The 25,431-nt window shown below is 61.2% G+C and carries 25 protein-coding genes; 13 read left to right on the top strand and 12 right to left on the bottom strand.

Annotated features, from left to right (window positions below; genetic code table 11):
- Window positions 1-7: 7 nt before the first annotated feature.
- Complete coding sequence (locus HMPREF3101_RS07025) at window positions 8-1,984, bottom strand: maltotransferase domain-containing protein (protein ID WP_070463894.1); 1,977 nt, start codon at window positions 1,982-1,984, stop codon at window positions 8-10.
- Window positions 1,985-2,058: 74 nt separating this feature from the next.
- Here HMPREF3101_RS07025 and HMPREF3101_RS07020 point away from each other — a divergent pair, with 74 nt between their 5' ends.
- From HMPREF3101_RS07020 to HMPREF3101_RS07000, 5 genes are read left to right on the top strand one after another with little or no spacing between them, the layout of a single operon-like run.
- Entirely contained in the window at window positions 2,059-2,889 is an 831-nt protein-coding gene (locus HMPREF3101_RS07020) for an ABC transporter ATP-binding protein (RefSeq protein WP_246816686.1), read from the top strand.
- Entirely contained in the window at window positions 2,889-3,752 is an 864-nt protein-coding gene (locus HMPREF3101_RS07015) for an NUDIX hydrolase (RefSeq protein WP_070463890.1), read from the top strand. The genes HMPREF3101_RS07020 and HMPREF3101_RS07015 overlap by 1 nt, the downstream gene beginning before the upstream one ends.
- The gene (locus tag HMPREF3101_RS07010) at window positions 3,749-4,885 is read left to right on the top strand and encodes a THUMP-like domain-containing protein (RefSeq protein WP_070463888.1); all 1,137 of its coding nucleotides are present in this window, start codon (window positions 3,749-3,751) and stop codon (window positions 4,883-4,885) included. Before HMPREF3101_RS07015 ends, HMPREF3101_RS07010 begins: the two co-directional genes overlap by 4 nt.
- A gap of 9 nt (window positions 4,886-4,894) precedes the next feature.
- Entirely contained in the window at window positions 4,895-6,007 is a 1,113-nt protein-coding gene (locus tag HMPREF3101_RS07005) for a cysteine desulfurase family protein (protein ID WP_070463886.1), read from the top strand.
- A gap of 58 nt (window positions 6,008-6,065) precedes the next feature.
- Window positions 6,066-7,082: a glycoside hydrolase family 25 protein gene (locus tag HMPREF3101_RS07000; RefSeq protein WP_070463885.1), complete on the top strand. Its 1,017-nt coding sequence runs from the start codon at window positions 6,066-6,068 to the stop codon at window positions 7,080-7,082.
- On the opposite strand, the gene HMPREF3101_RS06995 is transcribed toward HMPREF3101_RS07000, so the two are convergent.
- From HMPREF3101_RS06995 to HMPREF3101_RS06970, 6 genes are all read right to left on the bottom strand, one after another.
- On the bottom strand, window positions 7,083-7,883 hold the full coding sequence (locus tag HMPREF3101_RS06995) for a spermidine synthase (RefSeq protein WP_070463883.1): 801 nt from the start codon (window positions 7,881-7,883) through the stop codon (window positions 7,083-7,085). It lies immediately after the preceding gene.
- A 22-nt stretch (window positions 7,884-7,905) separates the two neighbouring features.
- Window positions 7,906-8,655 carry an ABC transporter permease gene (locus tag HMPREF3101_RS06990; RefSeq protein WP_070463881.1) on the bottom strand — a complete coding sequence of 250 codons (750 nt, stop codon included), beginning with the start codon at window positions 8,653-8,655 and terminating at the stop codon, window positions 7,906-7,908.
- Window positions 8,656-8,658: 3 nt separating this feature from the next.
- Window positions 8,659-9,405, bottom strand: a complete 747-nt coding sequence (locus HMPREF3101_RS06985; protein ID WP_070463879.1) for an ABC transporter permease — start codon at window positions 9,403-9,405, stop codon at window positions 8,659-8,661.
- Window positions 9,402-10,316, bottom strand: coding sequence for an ABC transporter ATP-binding protein (locus HMPREF3101_RS06980; protein WP_070463877.1), 915 nt, complete (start codon window positions 10,314-10,316; stop codon window positions 9,402-9,404). Before HMPREF3101_RS06980 ends, HMPREF3101_RS06985 begins: the two co-directional genes overlap by 4 nt.
- Window positions 10,317-10,396: 80 nt before the next feature.
- Window positions 10,397-11,077: a response regulator gene (locus HMPREF3101_RS06975; RefSeq protein WP_070463875.1), complete on the bottom strand. Its 681-nt coding sequence runs from the start codon at window positions 11,075-11,077 to the stop codon at window positions 10,397-10,399.
- Window positions 11,074-12,183: a sensor histidine kinase gene (locus tag HMPREF3101_RS06970; protein WP_070463873.1), complete on the bottom strand. Its 1,110-nt coding sequence runs from the start codon at window positions 12,181-12,183 to the stop codon at window positions 11,074-11,076. Before HMPREF3101_RS06970 ends, HMPREF3101_RS06975 begins: the two co-directional genes overlap by 4 nt.
- A gap of 126 nt (window positions 12,184-12,309) precedes the next feature.
- Here HMPREF3101_RS06970 and mnmA point away from each other — a divergent pair, with 126 nt between their 5' ends.
- Both mnmA and HMPREF3101_RS06960 read left to right on the top strand, forming a co-directional pair.
- Entirely contained in the window at window positions 12,310-13,407 is a 1,098-nt protein-coding gene (gene mnmA / locus HMPREF3101_RS06965; protein ID WP_070463871.1) for a tRNA 2-thiouridine(34) synthase MnmA, read from the top strand.
- A gap of 32 nt (window positions 13,408-13,439) precedes the next feature.
- Window positions 13,440-14,258 carry a uroporphyrinogen decarboxylase/cobalamine-independent methonine synthase family protein gene (locus tag HMPREF3101_RS06960; RefSeq protein WP_246816685.1) on the top strand — a complete coding sequence of 273 codons (819 nt, stop codon included), beginning with the start codon at window positions 13,440-13,442 and terminating at the stop codon, window positions 14,256-14,258.
- A 6-nt stretch (window positions 14,259-14,264) separates the two neighbouring features.
- Here HMPREF3101_RS06960 and HMPREF3101_RS06955 read toward each other — a convergent pair whose 3' ends face one another.
- Both HMPREF3101_RS06955 and HMPREF3101_RS06950 read right to left on the bottom strand, forming a co-directional pair.
- Window positions 14,265-14,939: a 3'-5' exonuclease gene (locus HMPREF3101_RS06955; RefSeq protein WP_070463868.1), complete on the bottom strand. Its 675-nt coding sequence runs from the start codon at window positions 14,937-14,939 to the stop codon at window positions 14,265-14,267.
- A gap of 10 nt (window positions 14,940-14,949) precedes the next feature.
- Complete coding sequence (locus HMPREF3101_RS06950) at window positions 14,950-15,582, bottom strand: Fic family protein (RefSeq protein WP_070463866.1); 633 nt, start codon at window positions 15,580-15,582, stop codon at window positions 14,950-14,952.
- 272 nt (window positions 15,583-15,854) lie between these two features.
- Between HMPREF3101_RS06950 and HMPREF3101_RS06945 the strand changes: the two genes are divergently transcribed.
- A complete protein-coding gene (locus tag HMPREF3101_RS06945) occupies window positions 15,855-16,595 on the top strand; it encodes a cyclase family protein (RefSeq protein WP_070463864.1) in 741 nt (246 codons plus the stop codon).
- 31 nt (window positions 16,596-16,626) lie between these two features.
- Complete coding sequence (gene ligA / locus HMPREF3101_RS06940; protein ID WP_070463862.1) at window positions 16,627-18,654, top strand: NAD-dependent DNA ligase LigA; 2,028 nt, start codon at window positions 16,627-16,629, stop codon at window positions 18,652-18,654.
- Window positions 18,655-18,665: 11 nt separating this feature from the next.
- On the opposite strand, the gene HMPREF3101_RS06935 is transcribed toward ligA, so the two are convergent.
- Window positions 18,666-19,337: an ACT domain-containing protein gene (locus HMPREF3101_RS06935; protein ID WP_070463860.1), complete on the bottom strand. Its 672-nt coding sequence runs from the start codon at window positions 19,335-19,337 to the stop codon at window positions 18,666-18,668.
- A 104-nt stretch (window positions 19,338-19,441) separates the two neighbouring features.
- Here HMPREF3101_RS06935 and gatC point away from each other — a divergent pair, with 104 nt between their 5' ends.
- The 4 genes from gatC to HMPREF3101_RS06915 are packed head-to-tail and all read left to right on the top strand — an operon-like array spanning window position 19,442 to window position 23,567.
- Window positions 19,442-19,741: an Asp-tRNA(Asn)/Glu-tRNA(Gln) amidotransferase subunit GatC gene (gene gatC, locus HMPREF3101_RS06930; RefSeq protein WP_070463858.1), complete on the top strand. Its 300-nt coding sequence runs from the start codon at window positions 19,442-19,444 to the stop codon at window positions 19,739-19,741.
- Window positions 19,742-19,743: 2 nt separating this feature from the next.
- Window positions 19,744-21,225: an Asp-tRNA(Asn)/Glu-tRNA(Gln) amidotransferase subunit GatA gene (gatA, locus tag HMPREF3101_RS06925; RefSeq protein WP_070463856.1), complete on the top strand. Its 1,482-nt coding sequence runs from the start codon at window positions 19,744-19,746 to the stop codon at window positions 21,223-21,225.
- 22 nt (window positions 21,226-21,247) lie between these two features.
- Complete coding sequence (locus tag HMPREF3101_RS06920) at window positions 21,248-22,525, top strand: MFS transporter (protein ID WP_246816684.1); 1,278 nt, start codon at window positions 21,248-21,250, stop codon at window positions 22,523-22,525.
- Between the two features lie 10 nt (window positions 22,526-22,535).
- Window positions 22,536-23,567: a 6-phosphofructokinase gene (locus HMPREF3101_RS06915; protein ID WP_052206375.1), complete on the top strand. Its 1,032-nt coding sequence runs from the start codon at window positions 22,536-22,538 to the stop codon at window positions 23,565-23,567.
- 22 nt (window positions 23,568-23,589) lie between these two features.
- Here the strand turns inward: HMPREF3101_RS06915 and nadC are convergent, their stop codons facing one another.
- Window positions 23,590-24,444: a carboxylating nicotinate-nucleotide diphosphorylase gene (gene nadC / locus HMPREF3101_RS06910; protein ID WP_070463852.1), complete on the bottom strand. Its 855-nt coding sequence runs from the start codon at window positions 24,442-24,444 to the stop codon at window positions 23,590-23,592.
- A 7-nt stretch (window positions 24,445-24,451) separates the two neighbouring features.
- Window positions 24,452-25,405: a quinolinate synthase NadA gene (gene nadA / locus HMPREF3101_RS06905; RefSeq protein ID WP_070463850.1), complete on the bottom strand. Its 954-nt coding sequence runs from the start codon at window positions 25,403-25,405 to the stop codon at window positions 24,452-24,454.
- Between the last annotated feature and the right edge of the window lie 26 nt (window positions 25,406-25,431).

The raw sequence follows: 25,431 nt of genomic DNA, 5'->3' as shown, positions 1-25,431 counted from the left end.
TTAAAAGTTACGGGCGGTAGTCGTGGTCAGATATGCGACGATACGCTGTGGCCGGCCTACGTTCAGGTGAAACATTCGGCAACACGAAGATATGCGCAACATTTTGCTGCGGGGCGAGGCGTACGTAGTTTTCATAACCCCAGGTATAAGTTGCGCCCGTGATCTGGTCGCGAACCTTAAAGGACTCGCCCGGGTTGATACCAAGCTCTGCAAGGTTGAGGCGCAGCATGCCGTCTTGGGTGTAGTAGGGATCCAAGTTCACGACGACCAACACCGCGTTGCCGGTGATCGCATCCACCTTGGAGTATGCGATGAGCTGGTCGTTTGAAATGTCGTGGAAGTGAAGGTTGCGCAGCTGCTGTAGCGCCGGGTTCTCGCGGCGGATGCGGTTGAGCATGGTGATGTAGGGCTCAAGAGATTCTCCGCGGGCAAGTGCCGCCTCGAAATCGCGGGGGCGCAGCTCGTACTTCTCACTATTGAGGTATTCCTCGCTGCCTTCATGCACCGGCTCGTGCTCGTAGAGTTCATAGCCGGAGTACACGCCCCACAGTGGGCTCATCGTTGCCGCCAAGGTGGCGCGCAGCGCAAACATGGCTGGGCCACCCTTTTGCAGGGATTCGTGCAAAATGTCCGGGGTGTTGACAAAGAGGTTGGGGCGGGAAATATCCGCAACGTCTAAAAGCAGCTGCCCAAAATCTGTCAGGTCCGCCTTACTGGTCTTCCAGGTGAAGTGCGTGTAGGACTGGCTAAACCCGGCCTTGGACAGGCCGTACATGCGCGGCGGGCGGGTGAACGCCTCCGCCAGGAAGATCACGTCCGGGTCTGTTTCGTGAACCTTGGCAATCAGCCAGTGCCAGAAGTTCACCGGCTTGGTGTGCGGGTTGTCCACGCGGAAGGTGGTAATGCCCAGATTGACCCAGTACATGACTACGCGGTAGATCTCCGCGTAGATCTTCTCCGGGTCATTATCAAAGTTGATGGGGTAGATGTCCTGGTACTTCTTCGGCGGGTTTTCCGCGTATGCAATCGTGCCGTCTGCCAGCACCGTGAAAAACTCCGGGTGAGCCTTCGCCCACGGGTGGTCGGGTGCGGCCTGTAGCGCTAGGTCTAGGGCGATTTCCAGGCCGAGTTCGTCGGCGTGGTCCATCATGTCCAGAAACTCGTCTTCGCCGCCAAGCTCTGGGTGGAACGCGTCGTGGCCGCCTGCGGCGGAACCAATCGCCCACGGGGAGCCAACGTCGCCCGGCTCCGGGGTCAGGGTGTTGTTGCGGCCCTTGCGGTTGACCTCACCAATCGGGTGGATCGGCGGGAAGTACACGGTGTCAAAGCCCATGGCAGCAACTCGGTCGAGTGCCTTGGCGGTTGTGGACCAGGTGCCATGCACTGGGTTGCCGTCTGCGTCAACGCCGCCGGTGGAGCGCGGAAACAGCTCGTACCAGGAGTTCACCAAGGCTTCGCGACGCTCCACGTAGACATCACAGATCGGACCGTGCGAGAGCAGTTCGCGCAGTGGCTCAACCTCGGCGCTTAGGGCCTCGTTGACGCGGTCGGCGAGTGGCACCGTGGCGTCGACAAGCAGGGCGCTCAAACGCTTCTTACCTGCAGCCTTGAACAATTCGGCACCGTGGGCGAGGTCATTGGCCATCTCCTCGGCGGTTTGGCCCGCGGCAAGCTTCTTGGATGCGGCGTTGCGCGAGGTGGCAAGGACATCGCTCCACGCGTCGACTCGGAAGCGCCACAGGCCCTGCTCATCCGGCACGAAGACGGCGTGCACGTAATCAGGGCGATACGCCTCGGGCTGCATGGCAATGGAGTACTCCGCTCCGCTGGGGGAAGTTACCTGCAGTGTGGCGCCAACTGCATCGTGGCCTTCGCGCCACACCAGCGCGGAGACCGGGACAACTTCGCCGACTACCGCTTTCGCGGGCAGGGTGCGGCCGGAGACTTGTGGGCGGACGTCATCTATTCCAAAGCGAGCAACCATACTTTCAAGCGTAGTCGCCACGCAGCGTTTCAACTTCCCACACTTGGAGCGAACTTTAGTCCACAATAGGAGGGGTGAATCAGACTACGGATCCTGACCTGCTTATAGATTTCCGCGATGTGACCTTTGTGCGCGGCGGCAACACCCTTGTCGGCCCTGTGGATTGGCAGGTTGAACTGGACGAACGTTGGGTTATTATCGGGCCCAACGGCGCCGGTAAGACCACGCTGATCCGGATGGCATCTGCGCAAGAGTTCCCGTCCTCTGGCACCGCCTTTGTGTTGGGCGAGCAGCTGGGCAAGACCGATATGCGTGACCTGCGTGCCGCGATCGGCCTGACGTCTTCGGCTATTGCCAAGCGCGTGCCTGATCAGGAGAAGGTGGGCGACCTTGTTGTTTCCGCCGGCTACGCCATTATGGGGCGTTGGCGTGAGGAGTATGACGAGGAGGATTATGACCAGGCCATCGAGGTGCTTGAGCAGGTTGGCGCTATGCACCTGATCGATCGCACCTGGGGGACGTTGTCTGACGGTGAGAAGAAGCGCGTGTTGATCGCGCGTGCCGTGATGACCAACCCAGAGCTTTTGATTATGGACGAGCCGGCGGCTGGCATGGACCTGGGCGGCCGTGAGGATCTCATTGCGTACCTGGGGGAGTTGGCACTTGATCCGGATGCCCCAGCGATTGTGATGATCACCCACCACCTAGAGGAGATCCCGTACGGGTTTACCCACGCCATGCTGTTGGACGAGGGCAATGTGGTGGCACAAGGCCTTATTGAAGACGTGTTGACTAGTGAGAACGTGACCAAGGCGTATCACCAGCCGATTGAGGTTACGTATGAGGATGGCCGTTTTGCTGCGCGCCGCGCACGCAAGGCCAGGGGTGGGGCTCACCGCAAGTGATGGAGGAGGCGCGCACAACTGGTGCCGTGTCGGCGGATAAAGGTGACGCGATTGATGTCACTGACACCTCCGGCTACGGCGGCGCGCGCCTGTCCGCAACCGTGATCTTGCTGCGCGATGATGCCGACGGGATGAAGGTGTGGGTCCAAGAGCGCGTGCTTTCCATGCCGAACTATCCGGGGCTGACGGTGTTTCCGGGCGGAGGTGTTGACTCTCGCGATTTCCCGGGGCGTTCCTGGGATGACGGTGAGCTGTGGCAAGGCCGAAGCGCTATCTCGCTTGCGCGTCAGCTGGGGGTGACCAAGTACAAGGCGCACGCGATCCTGTTTGCGGCGGTGCGTGAGCTGTTTGAAGAGACCGGCATTTTCCTCGCCGTGGATGACACGGGCGAGGTGCTCTCGGATGCAGGCATGTACCACGATCAACGAATGGCGTTGGAAACACACGAGCTTTCCTTGACTGACGCGCTGCAGAAAAACAAGCTGGCTGTCTGCGGTGACCTGCTGCGCCCATTTGCCCGGTGGGTGGGTAACTCTGAAAGCGGTACATGGTTTGATACGTTCAGCTTCCTCGCCGTCCACCCAGAGGGCCAGGAACCTGACGGTGAGACCGACGAAGCGGATGACGCGAACTGGTTTGCGCCATCGCTGCTTTTAGACGGCTGGCGCGCAGGCCTCGTCCGCTTCGCCCCGCCGACCTGGATGCAGATCATGGAACTTTGCTCTTACGACTCGGTTACAGAGATCTTCGAGGCAGCCAAGCACCGCACGATTACCCCTGTTGTGGGGGACCCGGTCGATGACCCCCGCATGGAGGAGTACTTCTACCGCGCCCCGAAGGACCGCATCGGGCGGAAATTATGAGCTTTTCGCTTGACGACGTCGCGCTGCTTTCCACCAACCGCCCCCGCATCCAGGAACTCGCACCGAAGCTTGCGCTAACGAAGAAATCGATTTTTGCTGACCGTGCACTGCTTGAGCGGGAGTTTGGCCAGGGGGCGCGGGCGGTAAGTGAACTCGTGGCGTCGCAACGCATGGGTGCCGGGAAGTTTCCCGAAAACTGGCTGACTGATGCGGACGCAGCGCAGCAGGCCACTCCACGGGCAGTGGCGGATGTGCGCGCTCAGCGCATTGCCACGGCAGGTTTTGGGCTGGTGCACGACGTGACCTGCTCGATTGGCTCGGAAGCACCAGCGTTTGCGGACGTCGGTGTGCAGTGGATCGGCTCAGACCTAGACATGGTGCGCCTTGCCATGGCGCGCGAAAACCTCGGGGAGCGTGCGTGGCTCGCCCGCGCGGATGCCTTAACTCCAGTCACGGCCAACGGTGTGGTTGTCGCCGATCCCGCCAGGCGTGCCGACGGCCGACGTATCACCGATCCCGCCAAACTCATGCCACCCCTGCCGGACTTGGTGGACGCCCACCGGGGCAGACCTATTGCGGTGAAGTGCGCACCCGGCATCGACTACTCGCAGTGGGAGGGGCTCGTAAGCGTTGTGTCCGTAGACAGCGGTGTGAAAGAAGCGTGCTTGTATTCAGCACACTTCGGACACGGCCGTGAAGCCGTGGTACTGCGCAGTGGTTTTGTAGAGCGGGTCACCTCGGATGAATCCGAGGACGTCCACGTCGGTGCGCCAGGAACCTTCATCATCGAACCAGACGGGGCGATCGTGCGCGCCGGGCTGGTCGCGCACTGGGCAGCACGCCACGGGCTGTGGATGCTGGATGAACACATCGCGTTTTGTACCGGTGAGGCGATTCCCGCCGGCTACAGTGGTTTCCGTTTCCTTGAAGCAGTGCCGTTGAAGAAGCTGAAAGCTGCGTTGTTAAGCCACGGTACGGGTTCGGTGGAGATCCTGGTGCGGGGTGTGGACGTTGACCCAGACCAGTTGCGTGGCAAGTTGAAGTTACGGGGGACAACGCAGATGGCTGTGGTTATCGCCAGGATTGGGAATGCCGCGGTGGCCCATATCTGCACCGCTCGTGAAACCGCGTAGGTTAGCCCTATGACGTATCTTGACCACGCGGCAACGACTCCTATGCGTGCATGTGCCATCGAGGCGCTTGCGAAACATGCGGGGGCGGTGAACCCGGCAAGCCAATACGCGTCTGGCCGCAGAGCGAATGCGGTGTTGCAGGAGGCACGCGAGCAGATCGCGCAGCTGCTCGGGGCGGATCCTGTAGAGGTGATCTTCACCGGCTCTGGCACGGAAGCCGACAACATTGCAGTGCGCGGGCTGTACGCGGCAAGTGAGTTGGACCGTGTCGTGGCCAGCACGATCGAGCACCCCGCGGTGTTGGAAAGTGTGCACGCACTTGAACGCGACGGTGCCAAAGTCGACTGGCTTTACGCGGGCCGAGATGGCCACGTCACCGATCTGTCTGCCCTGGATACTCCCGCGGCAGTTGCCACGTTGATGTGGGCTAATAACGAAACAGGTGCGGTGCAGCCGGTCGAGGAAGCAGCCCGTCGTGTCCAGGCAGTTGGCACGCCGTTGCACGTTGACGCGGTGCAGGCAGTGGGGCGTATGCCAATTGATTTTCACGCGCTTGGTGCCACCACGCTTGCGGCAAGTGCCCACAAGTTCGGCGGTCCGCGCGGCACCGGGCTGCTGTTGGCTAAGCGGTCACCAGCGCCGCAGCCAATAGTTGTTGGCGGCGGCCAGGAGCGCGGCATTCGCTCCGGCACGGTGGATGTGGCCTCGGCGGCGGCGACGGCGGCAGCCCTTGCAGAGGCGGTCGGGGAGATGGAGGCGGAAACCGCACGGGTGCGGCAGCTGCGTGACCACCTTGCGAAGTTCATCCTCGCTACCATCCCGAATGCGGTGATTACCACGCAGGAACCAGCGCTGCCGGGGCACGCCCACTTCATGTTCCCGGGTGCGAATGCAGACGCCATGATCATGCTGCTTGATCAGCAAGGCGTTGAAGTTTCTGCTGGCTCCGCATGTTCGGCGGGTGTGATCCGCTTAAGCGGCGTGTTGGAAGCCATGGGCATTGGCCCGGAAGAAGGCATGGGTGCGCTGCGCATCACGCTGGGTCGGACCACGAATGCTGAGGACGTGGAGAAAATGAAGGCGCTTTTACCCGATGTGGTGGAGCGCGCACGCTTGGTGTAACTGGCGAGACTGGTGTGACTGGTGTGACTGGTGTGACTGGTGTGGTAAAGTCTCCCGCATGCGTCGACTTGTTGCTGCCCTCACCGCTGCCGTCCTGACTTTTGCACCACTGCCTGCAATCGCCCAGACTGCCCCTGGTCTGATCTCAGGCGTTGACGTTGCAGGGCACCAGCGACCGGGCGGCCGGGCTATTGACTGGAAGCAGGTTTCCGGCCCGGGCATGCAGCAGTTCGCGTTTGTGAAGGCCACCGAGGGCTCTGACTGGAAGAACACCTTCTACGACGAGGATGCTCGAGCCGCAGCCGATGCCGGTATGCGCGTCGGCGCCTACCACTACGCACGCCCTAGCGGCGATGCGCTGGCACAAGCCCGCTACTTCGCCTCCGTAATCAACCAGGGGCCTGCAACCCAGCTGCCGCCGGTGCTTGATCTTGAGGTGGCAGAAGGCAAGAGCGCATTGCAGCTGACCGCGTGGACCCAGCTCTTCCTCGGCGAAGTGCAGCGTTTGACTGGTAAGACGCCCATGATCTACACGTACCGATACTTCTGGTACGAACACATGGACAACACCAACGCCTTTACCAACTATCCGCTGTGGCTGGCTGCCTACCAGAACCGTCCGCCGCGTCCGGTGGGTGGCTGGGACAAGTTGAGTTTTTGGCAGCGCAGTGAATCCGGCCGCGTGCTGGGTATTTCCACGCCAGTGGACATGAACCTGTACAACGGCAACACCGGCCAGTTCAACCAGTTTGCAGCTGGCAACACGCGTGCAGGCGGCGGCGTGCTGGAACGTTTCCAGGTCGCAGAATCTGGTGAGCTCAAGGTGCTGGAGCAGGACAACACTGCGCTGGTGCTGGCGATTCTGGCACTTGCCGCAGGCGCCGTCGGCCTAGGTGAGCTAACGAAGGCCGTCGACCTCGCTGGCTTTAGTGATGCCGATGCCCGCAATATCGCCAACTTGGTACAGCGCCTGGCAACCACAGGCGAGCTGCCGGTAGAGGATCTGAAGAACATGGTTGCTGGCCGCTACCAGATCGGTGACCTGTTGATTCTTCTGGATAACGCCGCGAAGTAACTACTCGGCAGGCACGTCATAACGGGGTGTCGTGGCCAAGGCGCGGCACCACGTGTCATCCTTGAACTGTGCAGGCACCGCACCCATGAGCAGGTTGCGGTTAAGCTGCGGGCTGGCCTCAATCGGCTGGTTTGCGCCAATGAGCACAATGTTGCCGTAGCGCCTGCCTTTCAGCATCGGCGGATCCGCAATCGCCGCCACGTGCGGGAATACCTCGCACATACCCGCCAGTTCCTCCTTGGCTTCCTTGAGATCTGCATACGAGCCACAGTTGGCAACATAGAAGCCGCTGTTGCTTATGGACGCCCTTGCGTTTTCATAAAACTCCACCGTCGTCAGATTCCGCGGCGTGGTGGCTGAGGAAAACACGTCTCGGATAATCACGTCGCGGGTGGCGGGCTTGAATGTGTCGGTGACCTCGCGGGCGTCGCCGACACGAATCTTCACAGCCGGGGCTCGGGGGATGTAGAATAGCTCGCGGGCAAGCACCGCCAGTTCGGAGTCGATCTCCACGACCGTGTTGCGCGAGCCCTTCCACCTGCTTGCGAAGTAACGCGCCAGCGTGCACGCACCGCCGCCCAGGTGCGTCAGGCGCGACTTCGGCTTCGCCTCGTCTGGGTAGTGGGTATCCAGGAAATCCGCGATCCAACGCATGTACTCGAAATCCAGCCGGGTCGGCTCGCCGGGGACGATGTGGGAGCTGGGCACGCCATTGACAAGCAGCACCATGGAGCCGTCTGGCTCGTGGAGGACTTCCGCAACACCGGTGTCGATTTCATAAAACTCACTTTTGGCGGCCATGGCTGGTGAGCGTACCTGGCGCCTAGATGCGCGCGTCGGTGCCCCGTAGGTAGGTCACAGCAGCCGTCCAGCCAGCCACGGTCAATGCCGAGGAAGCGGCGAGAACGCCTGTAACGGTGCCAGTGTCGAGCGCTCCAGCGGCGGCGACGGCGGAACTGCCCAACCACAGCGTGTGCGACAACAACGCAGGCGCCACAATGAACCGCACGCCAGGCACCCCAGCCGCGAGTGCGCCAAACGATACGAGACTTGCCACCACCGCAATGCCGATAGGTGCAGCAAAACTACGGATGACCATGGACAGCAGCGACTGCCACGACGCCACCGCAACGGCTGGTGCCAGTGCCAATAAAGCTGTGACGAGGAGCTCGCTTGGAACTGCACCTGGAATCCGCAAAGCCCAACCGACGAACAACGTGAGGCCGATGAGAACAGCGTGCATCGCCGTAACAGTAACCGCGATCGCGGCGATTTTCGACGCCATCTGGGTGCCCACCGAACGCGTCGAGGTGAGCATGGTGAGCCAGTTGTGTCCGCGGTGCTCGACCCGCCAGGCGGCTGCGGCGAGGATCGCGATGCCAGCGGTACAGAACAGCAACCCATAAAACAGCATGACCTGGGAGAAGTAGCTACTCCAACCGGCGGTCAGGGTGCCGGTGTTCGCGGCGTAGTTGCCGGCGCCGATGGCGACAGCAACCGCGGGGACGAGAAGCGCGACCGCCCAGACGTGCGAGCGCCGAAGCTTGAGCAGGTCGTTAAGGATCAGGTCCATGGTCTAGATCTCCTTTCGATCCAGGGCTTTAGTACCGGCGACCAAGACCGCAACGGCGAGGACGAGGTAGCCGCTCCACAGCAACCATCCGGGTTGCGAAGGGGTAACCCCTGCCTCAGTGAAGCCGAACGGGAGGATCACAGCGACGTACCCGAAGGGATTGACTGCAGCCAGCCACGGCGGGGATAGCAGTGATGCGATGCCGAGGAACCCGCCGACGACACCGACGGCGAGCACGACAAGCTGGGATTCGACAAGCGCGGCGAGCAGCAGCATCACAGCGAGGAGCGCAAGCGTGGTGCCCGTGACACCAAGGCCGAAGCGCAGCCAGGTGGTCGGCATGGATCCGTGCGGTGCAGGCGCGCCCATCGCGACGGGCAGCGCTATGGCCCCAGCGAACTCAATGCTCTTTGCGACGACAACCACCACTGCCGCGACGCCGTACTTCTTCACCAGCAGCGCTCCGGGCCGGGTTCCTGCGATGGCGTTGAGCCGCCACCCGCCGCTGATGTGCTCGGTATCCACGATGCGGCTGGCCACCAGTGCAAGCTGCAACGGGGTCAAAAACGCCAGCGCCATGGCGAATCCGATGAGATGTCCCGCCCACGCGGTTTCTGGGTTGGCCCGGAATGCGGCGGCGTTGTCGCCTGCGAAGAGACTCATGTTGGCGAATAGGACGATCCCTACCGTCATGAGCATGCTCAGCCACACGATTTTGGTGCGTTTGAGTTTGGCAAATTCCACCATCATGCGCTGGCCACCTCGTCGTTGGTCAATCCGATGAAGATGTCCTCGAGGCTGCGTCGTTTTCGCAGGACCTGGTGGAGTGGCACGCCGTATGCAACCAAAAGGGCGATGGTATCGGCGACGTGGGCGTCGTCAAGGCCGGAAAGCTCCACACCACCCTCGACCCGTTTCGGTTGCAGTGCGCGAAGGACCGAGACTGCGGTTGCAACCTCAGGCGTCTGGATGAACACATCCGGCAACTGCGCGCTGTACAGCTCCTCTTGCGATCCCTGAAACACGAGCTTGCCGTGATTGATGATGGTCAGGTCGGTCGCCATCTTCTCAATTTCAGACAACAGGTGGCTCGACACCAGCACCGTGCGGCCGTGGTCGCGGGCGAGGCTGATGATGAGTTCGCGGATCTCCTCGATGCCGGCGGGGTCAAGGCCGTTGGTGGGCTCGTCGAGAATCAGCAACTGCGGGTCGCGTGCGAGTGCCATCGCGATGCCGAGGCGCTGCTTCATACCCAGCGAATAGTTTTTCACCAGCTTGTCCATCTGGCCCTCGAGGCGCACCAGCGACACCGCGCGGCGCACCGCTTCGGGATCGGCGCCGAGCAGACGCGCGACAATACGCATGTTTTCACCACCCGTGAGGTGCGGGTAAGCGGCGGGGGCTTCGATGAGCGAGCCGACACCGGCAAGGACATGCGCGCGGTTCGCTCGCGTCATGGGGTGTCCGAGCACGCTGATGTCGCCATGCGTGGGGGCGATGAGGCCGAGCAGCATCTTCATCGTGGTGGATTTGCCGGAGCCGTTCGGACCGAGCAAACCGTGCACGACGCCGGGAGCGACCTTGAGGTCGAGGTTGTGGACGACGTCTGTGTGTCCATAGGTTTTGGTCAGACCGTGGGTCTGAATCATCGGTGTTTCCATGTCCCCAAGACTCGCGCAGGGCATGGGGTTTCGCGTCGGCGCGAGGCACGATTTTATGCGTGATACCGGAGTATGACGCTTCAGGAGTCCAACAGGTCGGTGCGCGACACTAGCCCGGTGCGGTAGGCGAAAAGTGCTGCGTGGACGCGGTCTCGCGACTGCGTCTTCGCCAGCACACGGCCCACGTGGGTCTTCACCGTTGGCATGGAGATGAACATACGCTGAGCGAACTCGCCGTTGGACCACCCACGGCCGATTGCCACGAGCACTTCGCGCTCGCGCTCAGTTAGCTCGTTTAGCGCCAGCCGGTCGGCGGGGGACAGGCCAATCGTTTCCTCATCCGGAGCATGGAGCTTTGCCACGATCCGGTTCGTCGCCCGCGGAGAAATCACCGCATCACCGTTTGCCACGGTGCGGATAGCGTCGAGCAAGGTCTCTGGTTCAGCATCCTTGAGCAGGAACCCGCTGGCACCGGCACCAAGACCGCCGAGTACATAAGCTTCATCATCAAACGTGGTCAGGATGATGACCTTAGTCGCCGGATGCGTTGTTACGATTTGCCTCGTCGCAGCGATGCCGTCCAACACAGGCATTTGCACGTCCATAAGCACCACGTCTACCGCTTCATTACCGCATGCCCGAATCGCCTCCTCACCGTTGCCAGCAAGCCAACGCACCTGCATATCCTGCTGAGAGTCGATGACGCTGCGGATGCCGTGGAGGAAAAGCGCCTGGTCGTCTACGAGTCCGAGAGTGATCATGGGTGAAGTGGGATCCTTGCTTCAGTAGTCCAGTTACCGGTTGCGCCAAGGGAGGTGGTTACGGTGCCGTTGACAAGCGACACACGCTGTTTCATACCCTCGACACCGTGACCCTGGTGAGACACCGCGCCGGGCCCGACGGGATTGGTTGCCAAGATTTCGACGACGTCGTCGCCCCAGCGCACAGTTACGTCGACACTGCCGGTGCCGTGCTTTATCGCGTTGGTGAGGGATTCCTGGACGATGCGTTGGACGGTTAGCGCTGTGACCGGTGCTAAATCCTCGGGTGGGGTGCCCTTGACGGTGTAGTCCACCTGAAGTCCGCCGGCGCGGCTTGTGGCGACGAGCCCGTCAATGTCTAATTTCGCCAACGGTTCGACCGGACGTGGCACGCTACTGCGCAGCAACTCGACAACGCCCCGCATCTGGCGAAGTGAATCTCGACCAACACTGCCAATGGTGCGCAATGCCGCGTCTTTCGCTTCTAGAGTTTCGTCACCGAAGCGTGCGCCGTCGGCCTGCGCGACGATGACGGTCAGCGAGTGGGTGACAATGTCGTGGATCTCTCGCGCGAGGTGGGCGCGCTGCTCCTGGGCATCGCGCTCGAACTGCTCACGCTGTCGGGCCAGATCCTTCTCTGCGGTCTCCTCGGCACGGCGGCGAAGCTCACCGAAAAGTAACGCCACAGTGAGCAGGGTTACGCTCCAAGCGACGTACGGGATGCGGTCTGCTGGCTCAAGTTCTCGAAGTGCAGGCGCGATAAAAGCAATAGCGATGATGTCGCCGATGAGCAGCACAACAGTTGCGATGTCACGCAACGGTGCGGCCAGGTGACGGCGGGTGACATAGGCGGCGAATGGTCCGAGCGCGATGACACCGATGGGCAGTACTTCACAGATTGACGCAGCTGCTAAAACCACGGCGATTGCCGCGACGGTAGCAAGTCCCCAGCGCCAGCGGGTGAAAGGCAACACCAGCGCGCCAATGAGAAGCATGTAACTCACTACCTGGGAATACGACACGATACCGAGTAAGCAGACTAGTGTCAGCACCGCAGCAAACGCTGCGTTGCGAAGGGTGGTTTGGCGCTGCATCGAGAAGCCCATGCCCGCAAAGGCTAGTTGGTAGCTCAGGCGGGCGCGTCGTACTGAGGTATGACGTTGTTGATCTAGAGCAGAATGCTGTTAACCAGGTTTGGGGCACGCATGCATCTCGCACTACACTGCGCTGACATGCGAGTACTAGCGGCGATGAGTGGGGGAGTCGACTCCTCGGTAGCGGCTGCGCGCCTTGTTGAGGCTGGTCACGACGTTGTCGGCGTGCACCTTGCGTTGAGCAAAGATGCGCAGCAAACGCGCGAATCCGCTCGCGGGTGCTGCTCCCTCGAGGATTCAGCCGACGCACGTCGCGTGTGCGACAAGTTGGGCATCCCGTTTTACGTGTGGGATTTCTCTGACCGGTTTAAAGAAGAGGTCATTGACAACTTCGTCTGGTCTTACGAACACGGCGAAACCCCCAACCCGTGTCTGCGCTGCAACGAGAAGATCAAGTTCGCAGCTCTGCTGGATCGTGCGGTAATGCTCGGCTTCGATGCGATCGCCACAGGGCACTACGCAATTATCGACGATGCCGGCAACCTGCGGCGCAGCGCGGACCCGTTGAAAGATCAGTCTTATGTGCTCGGCGTGCTCACCCGCGACGAGCTGGATCGTTGCATTTTCCCGGTCGGCGACACAGAAAAGCCGCAGATCCGCGAAGAGGCGGCGCGCCATGGGTTTTCTACCGCGTCGAAGCCGGATTCCTACGACATCTGTTTCATTCCGGACGGCAACACGCAGGCCTTCTTGGGTCGCTCCATTGGAATGCGCCCCGGCCTGATCAAGGACACGGACGGCAATGAGCTCAAGGAACACGACGGTGCCTTCCAATACACGATCGGCCAGCGCAAGGGCTTGAACCTGCGCGTACCGGCCGCCGACGGCAAGCCGCGCTACGTCACCGACGTGGACACCGCCACCGGCACCGTGACCGTGGGCCCGCGCGAGGCGCTCAAGGTCCACCAGGTCACCGCGGACCGCCTCAAGGTCCTGCACCCGGCTATGGCTGAAGCTTCCACAAGCGACGAGGAACTCACTGCTCACGTGCAGATCCGGGCGCACGGTGGGGTAGTACCGTGCACCGCGCGCATTGAGGACGACTCGATGACCCTTGACCTGCACACCCCGCTCGAGGGCGTGGCCCGCGGCCAGGCTGCAGTGCTTTACCTCCCTGACCCAGACGGCTTAGGCGACGTTGTCCTTGGCTCCGGCACTATCTGCGCAACGGCATGACACTTTCACCTACAGCATTCGGACTTGGGCCCATGCCCGGCACTGACCTTGTCCAAGCAGCGGACGTGGTGCTATCTGAATCACCGCTGCCGCACATCCCACAGCTGCCTGACCGTGGCGTCGGCTCTGACCTAATCGGACGCACCGCCGCGTTGCTGGAGATTCCGGTTGCCCCGGGTCCACGCGGGTGGCGCGTGGCGGCACGCAAGCGCGGGCTCGCGGACCAAATGGCTCGCGACCTTGACCTGCTTGAAGAGCTCTGGCACGGCAAGGTTGACATGGTCAAGGTGCAGGTGGTGGGGCCGTTGACGTTGGCGTCGTTAGTAGAAATGCCCAATGGGCACCGGATGATTACGGACCCAGGGGCGTTCCGGGACCTCACTGATGCGCTGCTACACGCGTGTCAGGAGCATCGCGCGGATGTGGCGCGGCGTTTTGGTGCGACGGTGCTGCAACTCGATGAGCCGCAGCTGCCAGCGGTAATGGCCGGAAGCCTCAAGGGCACCACCGATTTTGACACCATCCGTGCTATTCCTGAGCCGGAGGAGATCCTCCAGCGCTTCGGCGAGCACCTGCTCAACACAGCGGCGCTGGTGGATGTGCCGTGGATTACTGTTGATCCGCGACGTGCAGAGAAGGACGCGTTGGCTCGGCTGCTTGATAGCGGCACACGCATCGCCATCCCAACCATGCAGCCGCGCGAACTGTTCAACCTGTTTGATGAGCTGCAGATTGACCCCGCTGAAACCCAGATTGACGTGTATGCGTCTCCGGCAGAAACGCTGGTAGGGACCGCGAAGAACTACAACGCGGCCCGCCAGATGTATGAGGAGCTTGCGGCAACGCGCTAAACAGGACTAGCCCAACATCGGCCAACCGGGCAACACGTCTGAGGCGTCGCGGCCGTTGGATTCGAAGTACCTGCGGCGTTCCTCCTGCATCTTGTAGTACTCCACAGCTTGGTACTCCATCAGCTCGCCGGTATCCATCTGCGCGAGCTCTGGGAAGTGCTTGCGCACCTGCATCCACGCAACGCGCGCGGCGGCAGTTGCATCAGCGGTTGCCTCATGCGCGTTATCAATGCGCACGCCGTAGTGCTCACACATAGCCGTCAGGTTGCGCTTGCCCTTGCGGTAGCGATCCTTGGCGCGGTCAATCACCAGCGGGTCATAGACCGGGCCGGTCACGGTGAAATCGCCCGTGAGCTGGCGCAGCACTGTCAGATCGTAGGGGGCGTTGAACACCACCAGCACCAGGCCGTCATCCCAGCCTTTTTTGATCGCCTCGACCGTTTCGTGCAGCACCTCATCGTGGTCGCGGCCCTCCGCACGCGCCTTTTCCGTGGTGATGCCGTGGACCTTCGCGGCCTCCTCGGGGATCTCTATGCCGGGGTCGGCGAGGGTTTCGTTGGAGGTGACCTCGGAGCCGTCGATACGCACGAGCGCAGACGTGACAATCCTGGCCTCACGCGGGTTAGCGGAGGTGGTCTCCAGGTCAAAGGAGAGCATGCGGGAGGCGTCGAAGTTAGCCATGCACGCCATTCTAACGGCCGCCGCCACACGCTTGAGACTGAATGAAATCACACAGCGGCTGGGGATCTCGATTGAGATCAAAAGTACGTAGAAGCTGGATATACATCTGCTTATCAATGTCCCAGTCATACTCCAACGTATGTGGAAGAGTTTGCCCAGCGGCGAATACTAGGTCAGCCAACAGTCGGGTGACGCGTCCGTTACCGTCTACAAAGGGATGGATTCGAACGAACTCGGCATGGGTGCAAACTCGAAGATCGTGTGGAGAAGTAACCAATGCTTCTTCCCAGCGATAATTCAGATTCCCGCAGACCATGAAAGTTTCGCTGGAGATGTTATTAGGGGCGACACCGATGTTCAACATCGTTCTTCGGAATCTGCCTGCCCACTTCCAGATGCCCCCAAACAACGTAGTGTGAAGTTCTATTAGAAACGAAGGCGTCAAGAGATCAGGAACTGTTAGTTTTCCGCGATCGATTGCGGACAAGAGCCTTTCCCTAGCTTCGCTGTAAAGTGCGGTTTCTAGGTCATAAATCGCTGACTTTGTGAAGCTTTCACCCAGGTTACGAAGCACTTCAGGGTTGAGAGATTCCAGTTCATCCCCTTCGAGAGGCGTTTCTCCATACCCAGGTGTTAAACCCATGAACGATCACTTCGGAGGCGTTGGAGTACTTGCTCAGTTATGGCCGAACGAACATAGTTTTTGGGGACATTTCGTCCTTCGAGAGCCATCGATGCTTTGGCAGCCCGCATTGAAGTCGCTAGCTCTAGAGGACGTTCGTTTTGCTGATGAGTAGCTGGCACTTTGGCTCCTTTCCAGAATTCTTTCAAATATTCTAGACACCTCTCGAAACCCGCAGTGGTACTGAATACAATCCTTGCCCCCAGCCCGGCCGATGTTTGATAGTCACATTCATGACACAACTCACTGATTGGCAAAAGCAGGTTCTCGGCGCGAAGCGCGTTGACCTTACCCACCAGATCCACCCGGAGATCCCGCACTTTCCGGCATTTCAGCCCATGGCTGAACGCACGGTGACCACGATTGCAAAGGACCGTTTCTTTGCCAAGGAATACACCTTTGCCACACCTTATGGCACCCACCTTGATGCGCCTGGGCACTTTGCAGAGGGCAAGAGGCTTGTGGACGCCATTGGGGCCGACGAACTCATCCTGCCCCTTTTCGTGCTCCACCTTGAAGACACCGTGGCGCAGAACCCAGACCACGGCGTGACGGTGGAAGACATCAAGGCATTTGAAGCCGAGCACGGCGAGATCCCCGAAGGCAGCTTTGTAGCGTTTTCCAGCAACTGGCACAAGCGTTGGGAAGACCCGTCGGCGTTTGTCAACCACGATGAAAACGGCGTGCAGCACACCCCTGGCTGGACACTGGATGCGCTGAAGTTTTTGGTTGAGGAGCGCAAGGTTGCCGCCATCGGCCATGAGACGCTGGACACCGATCCGGGTGTGGTGGCCGCTGAAACTGGCTTCCTCTACGGCGAGCTCTACATCCTAGAACAGGACATTTACCAGGTAGAGGTGATGAGCAACCTGGACCAGGTCCCGGCGACGGGTGCCGTGATTGTGGTTGGCCCGGCGAACTTCCGCGGCGCGCCTTCCATTAGCTCGCGCGTGTTCGCACTGTTCGAAAACTGATCTGTGTCAACACTCACTAGACTGGCTGCCCATGAGCGAATTTCAAGATTTGCAGCGCGAATGGGACCAGCTAGCCGGTAAGGTCCGCCACCACCGGGACCTGTACTACAACGGCCAGCCGGTGATTTCGGACGGTGAGTTTGATGAGCTGTTTCGTCGCCTGCAGGCGCTTGAAGAGGAGCACCCGGAGCTAGCCGTACCGGATTCCCCGACCAAGGAAGTCGGCGCTCCAGTGAATGACGGTGCGTTTGCGGACGTCACCCACCCAGAGCGCATGATGAGCCTGGACAACGTTTTCTCTGAAGAGGAGATGCGTGATTGGCTGGCCAAGACTCCTGGCCCGTACCTCACTGAGCTGAAGATCGACGGGTTGTCCATTGACCTGGTGTATGAAAACGGTGAGCTCACCCGTGCTGCCACGCGTGGCGACGGTGTGACGGGCGAAGACATCACCGCCAACGCACGAGTGATCGAGGACATCCCGCACACGCTTAAAGGTGACGCCCCGGCTTTCCTTGAGGTGCGCGGCGAGGTGTTTATCCGTCCCGAGGACTTCCCGGAGCTCAATGAGCTGCGCCAGAAGGAAGGCGGTAAGCCGTTTGCTAACCCGCGCAACACGGCGGCAGGTGGCTTGCGTCAGAAGAACCCGGAGGATGTAAAGAAGCGTAAGCTGCGCATGATCTGCCACGGTATCGGCGCGCGCGAGGGTTTTAACCCGCAAACGCAACACGAGGCGTATCTGAAGTTGGCTGAGTGGGGGCTGCCGGTCAGCGAGTACACGCGACAGGCGGAAACCGCTGAGGACGTAATCAAGGCGGTCAAGTACTGGGGCGAGCACCGCAATGACGCCATTCATGAGATGGATGGCCTTGTAGTCAAGGTGGATTCCGTGGCCGAGCAGCGTGCGCTGGGTGCTACCTCGCGCGCGCCGCGTTGGGCAATTGCGTACAAATACCCGCCACAGGAAGTAACCACGAAGCTGCTGGACATCGAGGTCTCTGTGGGCCGCACTGGGCGCGCAACCCCGTTTGCAGTGCTAGAGCCGGTGTTTGTCTCTGGCTCCACGGTCTCCATGGCCACCCTGCACAACCAGCACGAGGTCAAGCGCAAGGGTGTGTTGATCGGGGACACGGTGGTGGTGCGCAAGGCCGGCGAGATCATCCCGGAGGTCTTGGGCCCCGTTGCTGATCTTCGCGACGGCACCGAGCGCGAATTCGTCTACCCGGAGAATTGCCCGTCGTGTGGCACGAAGCTGGCCCCTGCGAAGGAGGGGGACGCCGACTGGCGCTGCCCCAACACCCGCTCCTGTCCGGCGCAGCTGGCGACGCGGCTGGAGTACATCGCATCCCGCGGCGTCTTTGACATTGAGGCACTGGGGGAGAAGGGCGCTCAGGACTTGATCGCGTCCGGTGTGCTTGAAGATGAGGCGAAGCTGTTCGACCTCACCGAGGAAGACCTGAAGAAGTCCAGCGCGTACACGCGTAAAGACGGCGCAGTCAACGCTGCTGGCAAGAAGCTGTTGGCCAACCTTGAGACCGCGCGTCACGCGGATCTGTGGCGGGTGATCACCGCGCTGTCTATCCGCCACGTCGGTCCCACCGCGGCCCGCGCCCTTGCCACGCGCTACCACTCGTTGCAGGCGCTTATGGACGCCCCCGTGGAGGACCTTGCCGAGACTGACGGTGTTGGCGAGGTGATTGCAGCGTCGTTTAAGGAATGGTTCACGGTTGATTGGCACCAAGCGATCGTGGAAGCCTGGGCGGCCGCTGGCGTGACCATGGAGTCGGATGAGGAGGAGCGCGCCCCGCAGACGCTGGAGGGGCTGACCATCGTTGCCACGGGCACGTTGGAGGGATTTACTCGCGACGAGATCAAGGAAGCGATCCTGTCACGCGGCGGTAAGGCAGCAGGTTCGGTGTCGAAGAAAACCGACTACGTGGTCGTCGGCGAAAATGCAGGCTCTAAGGCGGCGAAAGCCGAAGAGCTGGGGCGCCCGATCCTTAACGAAGCGCAGTTTGTGCAACTGCTTGAGGGCGGCCCAGACGCACTGGAGAGTTAGCCGGGTTCTTCTTACGCTCCGCGTAGCATCGCGCCGACGATGCGGCCCAGATCGCCGATCTCACGGACCTCAGATGCCAGGTAGTCGGGCCCGCCAACACGCCCGATGACCAGCACCATGTCGGTGCCGTTGAGCGGAGTAATAGTCAGCGCGGTACCGAGCTGGAACCAGGGTTCGGGCGCCCATTCGTCGTAGTCCGGCTGGATGATCCGTGCTGCGTCAATAACCGGCATGCTCGGGTTAGATCCATCATCTTCTGGCGCGGCCGGGGAGGCGGCGACTCGGGTGAGCCCATCGGGGGTATCGCGCAAGACGACTGCCCAAGAGGAGGTAACCGCACCCGGCATGACGTTGACCAGCTCGTCCAGGGTGTCGGCAACCCGGTTGGAGCAGTCCGCAATTTTTGCAAGCATCTCAATTTGCCCGCGGCGATCCACGCGGCCCGTAAACGGACGGATGGAATCCACTTCCGCACCCTCAACGGAAGCAACGGCGGTGATCAGGGTGTCAACCATCACACCGGTGGGAAGTGTTACCACGATGTCATCGGTCACGGTGCCGTCTAGCGCGGTCTCCACAATGTCCACTGAGTTGATGTCAGCGTCCACAATGCCAAACGCTTCGGCCAGCTGACCAAGGCTGCCTGGAACGTCGGGAAGGGTTACGCGGATGAGATAGGACATGGACTCCTTTATAGCAACCGGGCCTGACCATTGACGGCGTAGGCGTGACGTAAGATGATCCCCGTTAAACGCAACCCACGTGACGTGGAAGGGATATAACGACTGTGGCTGAGATTTCCCGCGACGAGGTCGCGCGCATTGCGCGCCTTGCTCGAATCGCGCTGAATGATGAGGAACTCGACGATATTGCGAAGCAGCTTGACACGATTGTGGATGCTGTTTCGAAGGTCCAGGGCGTGGACACCGAGGGGGTTACCCCGATGAGCCACCCGCACTCCATTGACGCAGGCATGCGCGCAGACGTGGAGAAGAAGACGCTGACCCAAGCACAAGCGCTGGACCAAGCTCCGGCCGTGGAAGATGATCGCTTCGTTGTGCCGCAGATTCTCGGAGAGGGAGACTAACTATGACCCAGTACACGATTCCTACCGAGGGCCTGGTTTCGAAGCCGGCACACGAGCTTGCTGCCATGATCCAGGCTGGCGAGGTGACCTCGCGTGAGGTCACTGAGGCGTTCTTGGACCGCATCGCCGAGGTTGACGGTGAGATCGGCGCATTCCTGCACGTTGGCGTAGAAGAGGCACTAGCTGTAGCCGACAAGGTTGATGAGCAGGTGAAAAACGGCGAGAAGCCGGCTTCTGCGCTTGCTGGTGTGCCGCTGGCGCTCAAAGACTTGTTGGTGACCACGGATGCGCCGACTACCGCGGCTTCCAAGATGCTTGAGGGCTACATGAGCCCGTACGACGCAACTGTGGTGACCAAGCTGCGCGAGGCTGGTATCCCGATTCTGGGCAAGACCAACCTAGATGAGTTTGCCATGGGTTCTTCCACTGAGAACTCTGCGTACAAGCCGACGAAGAACCCGCACGACTTGGAGCGTGTACCGGGTGGTTCCGGCGGCGGTACCGCTGCTGCGCTGGCCGCCGGTGAGGCCCCGCTTGGCATTGGCACGGACACTGGCGGCTCGATCCGCCAGCCGGCATCCCTGACCGGCACGGTGGGTGTGAAGCCGACCTACGGCGGCGTGTCGCGCTACGGCGTGATCGCGTGTGCGTCCTCGCTCGATCAGGTTGGCCCGTGCGCCAACAACGTGCTTGATACCGCGCTGTTGCACGAGATTATCGCCGGCCACGACGAGTTCGACGCAACCAGTGTGGATCGCGAGGTACCGAAGTGCGCAGATGCGGCTCGCGAGGGTGCTTCCGGTGACTTGAAGGGCGTGAAGATTGGCCGCGTGAAGCAGTTCAACCGCCCAGGCACGCAGGCTGGTGTGGCTGAGCTGATCGATGAGGCGTTTGCGCAGTTTGAGCGCCAGGGCGCTGAGATCGTTGAGGTTGATTGCCCGAGCTTTGATGACGTGATGGGTGCCTACTACATCATCCAGATGTCTGAGGTCAGCTCGAACCTGGCTCGTTTCGACGGCATGCGTTACGGCCTGCGCGCAGGCGATGATGGCACCCGTTCCGCTGAGGAGGTTATGGCGGCTTCTCGTGGCGCAGGCTTTGGTCCTGAGGTCAAGCGCCGTGTGATCCTGGGAACCTATGCGCTTTCCGTCGGTTACTACGACGCGTACTACCTGCAGGCCCAGCGCGTGCGCACCATGATCGCGCAGGATCTTGCCCGCGCCTTCGAACAGGTTGACGTGATCGGTGGCCCGGCTGTGCCGTCCACGGCATTCAAGCTGGGTGAGAAGGTTGATGATCCGCTGGCGATGTACAACTTTGACCTGTTTACGCTGCCGCTGAACTTGGCGGGCCTGCCGGGCATGTCGGTGCCTGCCGGCAAGGCTTCCGATACCGGCCTTCCTGTTGGTCTGCAGCTGATCGCCCCGGCATTTGAGGACGCGCGCCTCTACCGCGTTGGTGCGGCTTTTGAAGCCGGCCGTTAATCCCGCAAGTACCCTCGCAGCCTTGGCTGCGGGGTATTTTCTTGTTCTGATTGACCAGGGCTTCATGCCCGTGATCACGCCGCTTTTGCCTTTCGACGTCACAAGCGCCGTCTGGCTGACCTCCATCTACCTGCTGTGCACGGTGGCACCAATGCCAGCGACAGGTCGTCTTGGAGACGTGTACGGGCAGCGCCGCATGTTCCTTAGCGGCCTGTGTGTGTACGTCATCGGTTTAGGGTTGGCGGGTGTCTCGTGGTCTTTTGCATCCCTGGTGGTGGCGCGAGCGCTCCAGGGCTTTGGTGCGGCGGTGTTTTTGCCGCAAGCCTTCGGCCTGATCCCGCGGGTTTTTGCGGAAGACAAGCAGGGTCGGGCCTTTGCGGCTTGGGGCGTGATTGGGTCCGTGGCCTCCATGTTGGGGCCGGTCGTTGGGGGAGCTGTTGCGGAAAGTTACGGCTGGCGTGCGGCGTTTTACGTCCAGGCCGTGCTTGGTATTGCGGCACTTGTTGCGGGGTTGATTGCCTTGCCAAAACTGCCGCGCGGCAACCAGCAGGTGACACTGTTGCCGGTGCTGCTGTCCTTCGGCGGTCTCGGATGTTTGGTGTACGGGATCCAGTTCGGCCAGTGGCCGTCGATCCTGTTCGGCCTGCTGCTGCTTGTCGCACTGGTGCTTTCGGCCCGCAATGGTACTGACGGTGGCTTCCTGCCCATCGGGCTGCTCGGCGAGAAGGCCTTTGCCCTGGGCACGGTTGGGGTGGCCATGATGGGCTTTTCGGTGGCATCCATGTTCATCCCCCTGATGTATTGGCTGCAAACGGTTGCGGGCGCAACGCCAACCACGGCAGGGCTTGTCACCGTGCCCATGTCCTTGTTTGCGCTGACCTTGACCCCGGTTGCCGGCTACCTCACGGACCGTATGGACCCAGGCAAGCTGTGCGTTGCAGGCTTTAGTGTGTGCGCGGCGGGCCTTGCATTGGCCGTTGCACTGATTAACGCTGGGGCGCCCGTTGCATGGTTTGCCGCGGTGACCTCGCTTCTCGGCATCGGCGGCGCATTCGTGTGGGCGCCGAACGCAGCGCTGACCATGCGGGGTATTGACGGTGCGCACACCGGCGCGGCCTCGGGGCTCTACAACACAGCTCGTCAGGTTGGCAGCGTGGTGGGTGTAGCACTCGTTGGCGCGGTCCTGGCGTCGGGGGAGATCGACGTAACTGCAGCGAAAGCGCTGGTGTTGCCGTTGGGGGCGATGGTGGTGGGGGCGGTGGCGTCGCTAAGCATGAAGCCCCATGGGGTGGCGCGCTAGGCTGGGAACCATGCGACTTGCCACTTTGACTTCAGGCGGCGACTGCCCGGGACTGAATGCTGTAATTCGAGGAATCGTGCGAACGGCCAGCGCGGAGTACGGCTCTACCGTGGTCGGCTACCTCGACGGCTGGGTAGGCCTGATGGAGGACCGCAGGGTGGACCTCTACGACGACGCCTACATTGACTCCATCCTCCTACGCGGCGGCACCATCTTGGGCACCGGCCGCCTGCACCCCGACAAGTTCAAGGCAGGCATTGACCAGATCAAGGCCAATCTTGCAGACGCTGAGGTGGACGCCCTTATCGCCATCGGCGGCGAAGGCACGCTCAAAGGTGCAAAGTGGCTGGCAGACAACGGCATTCCGGTAGTCGGTGTGCCGAAGACCATTGACAATGACGTGGCCGCGACGGACTACACCTTCGGCTTTGACACTGCGGTGTCTGTGGCAACGGACGCGATTGACCGCCTGCACACCACGGCGGAATCGCACAACCGCATCCTGATCGTGGAGGTTATGGGCCGCCACGTCGGCTGGATCGCCCTGCATGCGGGCATGGCTGGTGGCGCGCACTACACCGTGATCCCGGAAGAACCCTTCGACATTGAAGAGATCTGCAAAGCCATGGAGCGCCGCTTCCAGATGGGGGAGAAATACGGCATCATCGTGGTCGCCGAAGGCGCTGTGCCTAAGGAAGGCACGATGGACGCAGGTCTGGGCGAGGAAGACGAGTTTGGCCACAAGACCTTCAATGGCATGGGCCAGATTATTGGGGACGAGATTAAGCGCCGCCTTGGCTACGACGTACGCACCACCGTGCTCGGCCACATCCAGCGCGGCGGCACGCCGACAGCCTACGACCGTGTGCTTGCCACCCGCTACGGCGTGCACGCAGCGCGCGCAGCACACGAGGGCAACTTTGACACCTGTGTGGCACTCCATGGCGAGAACATCGACTTGGTGCCGCTGGAGTCTGCCGTGGCGCACCTCAAGCAGGTGCCGGAAGCGCGCTACAAGACGGCGCGCAGCATGTTCGGCTAAATTTGTTCGGCTAGATTTTCATCTAGCCTTCCTCGGCATCCAGCCCGATGTCGAGGATGCGCACCGAGTGCGTCAACGCACCGACGGCGAGAAAGTCCACGCCGGTTTCGGCGTACGCGCGCGCCACGTCAAGACTTAAGCCCCCGGAGGATTCCAGCCGCGTGTTCGGCGAGAGCCGGTTGCGCAGCTCCACCGCTTGACGTGTGGTGTCCACGCTGAAGTTGTCCAGCATCACTAAGTCAGGGTGCAGTGCGAGGACTTCTTCAAGCTGGGCGAGGGTGTCTACTTCAACCTCGCGGGGCAGGTCCGGAAATGCTTCTGCTGTACGACGGTAAGCTTGCGCCACGCTGCCAACACTTGCCACGTGGTTGTCTTTAATCAGGGCGCTATCGCCCAGGCTCATGCGGTGGTTTACACCACCGCCGCAGCGCACGGCGTATTTGGCAAAGTCGCGGTAGCCGGGAAGCGTCTTGCGTGAGTCGCGCACTTTGGCGCCAGTGCCGGCCAGCGCGTCGGTCCACTGCTGCGTTTGCGTGGCAATGCCGCTGGCGTAGGTCAGCAAGTTCAGCATGGTGCGCTCCGCCGAGAGGATCGGGCGGGCAGGACCGCTCACGGTTGCGAGCTTTGTTCCGGGGGCAACCTTGTCGCCGTCGTTCGCGTGCACGGTGACTTGGATTTCCGGGCTGATCTCTTGCATGATCCAGGCGATCACGTCTAGACCCGCCACTACGCCCGGTTGGCGTGGGACGACGTGGGTGGTCAGTACTGCGTCCGCGTCGATGGTGGCTTCCGTCGTAGCGTCAGGGCCGTGTGCGAAATCCTCCTCTAAGCCGATGCGGATTAGGCGTAGCGTTGCTTCTTTATCTAGAGGTTGCATCTGCGTTCTACTCCCCACTACCCGGGTTACCAATGGCAATCATGCGCTCCAGCGACTGACGAGCCTTCGCCGCCACATCCTCCGGCACCGTGACCTCATCGCGCATCTCCCGCAGCGAGGCGACCAGCTTCTCCGGCGTAATCATCTTCATGTACGTGCATGACGCCTTGGGGTTGACCGGCTGGAAATCAACCGCAGGCGAAGCTTGCTGCAGCTGGTGCAACATGCCCACCTCAGTAGCCACCAGCACCGTGCCCTCAGTGTCCCGCCCAGCCTGCTCAAGCATGCCGCCAGTAGAGAGCATGTGCACACGCTGCGGATCAATTACGCCTTCGCCCGCCAGGTAGATCGCGGAGTTGGCGCAGCCGCACTCCGGGTGGATGTACAGCGGTGCATCCGGGTGGGCGGCCGCCTGGTCCGCCAGGTCCTTGCCGTTGATACCGGCGTGGACGTGGCACTCACCGGCCCAAATGCGGATGTTCTCGCGGCCAGTCTCACGCTTGACGTGCGCGCCTAGGAACTGGTCGGGGCAGAAGAGGATCTCCTGATCCGGGTCGATGGAGTTGACCACATCAACCGCATTCGACGAGGTGCAGCAGATATCAGTTAGCGCCTTGACCTCTGCGGTGGTGTTGACGTAGCTGACCACCAGCGCGTCCGGATGCTGCGCCTTCCATTCACGCAGCTGATCGGCAGTAATGGAGTCCGCCAGCGAGCAACCAGCATCCGCATCCGGGATCAGCACGGTCTTGTCGGGGCTTAAGATCTTCGCACTTTCCGCCATGAAGTGCACACCGCAAAAGACGATCACATCCGCATCGGTTTTCGCCGCGATGCGGGACAGCGCAAGCGAGTCGCCTGTAAAGTCGGCGATGTCTTGAATCTCCGGGATTTGGTAGTTGTGCGCCAAAATCACGGCGTTTTTCTCTTGCTTCAGTTTTCGCACTTCATCAGTCCACATGCGTCTAACCTAGCCCGTTTCAGCTC

Origin of the sequence: Corynebacterium sp. HMSC29G08, assembly GCF_001806875.1 — a bacterium.
Classification (GTDB): Bacteria; Actinomycetota; Actinomycetes; order Mycobacteriales; family Mycobacteriaceae; genus Corynebacterium.
Note: the sequence above shows the minus strand (reverse complement) of the source record. Positions and strands in the feature narration are given on the sequence as shown.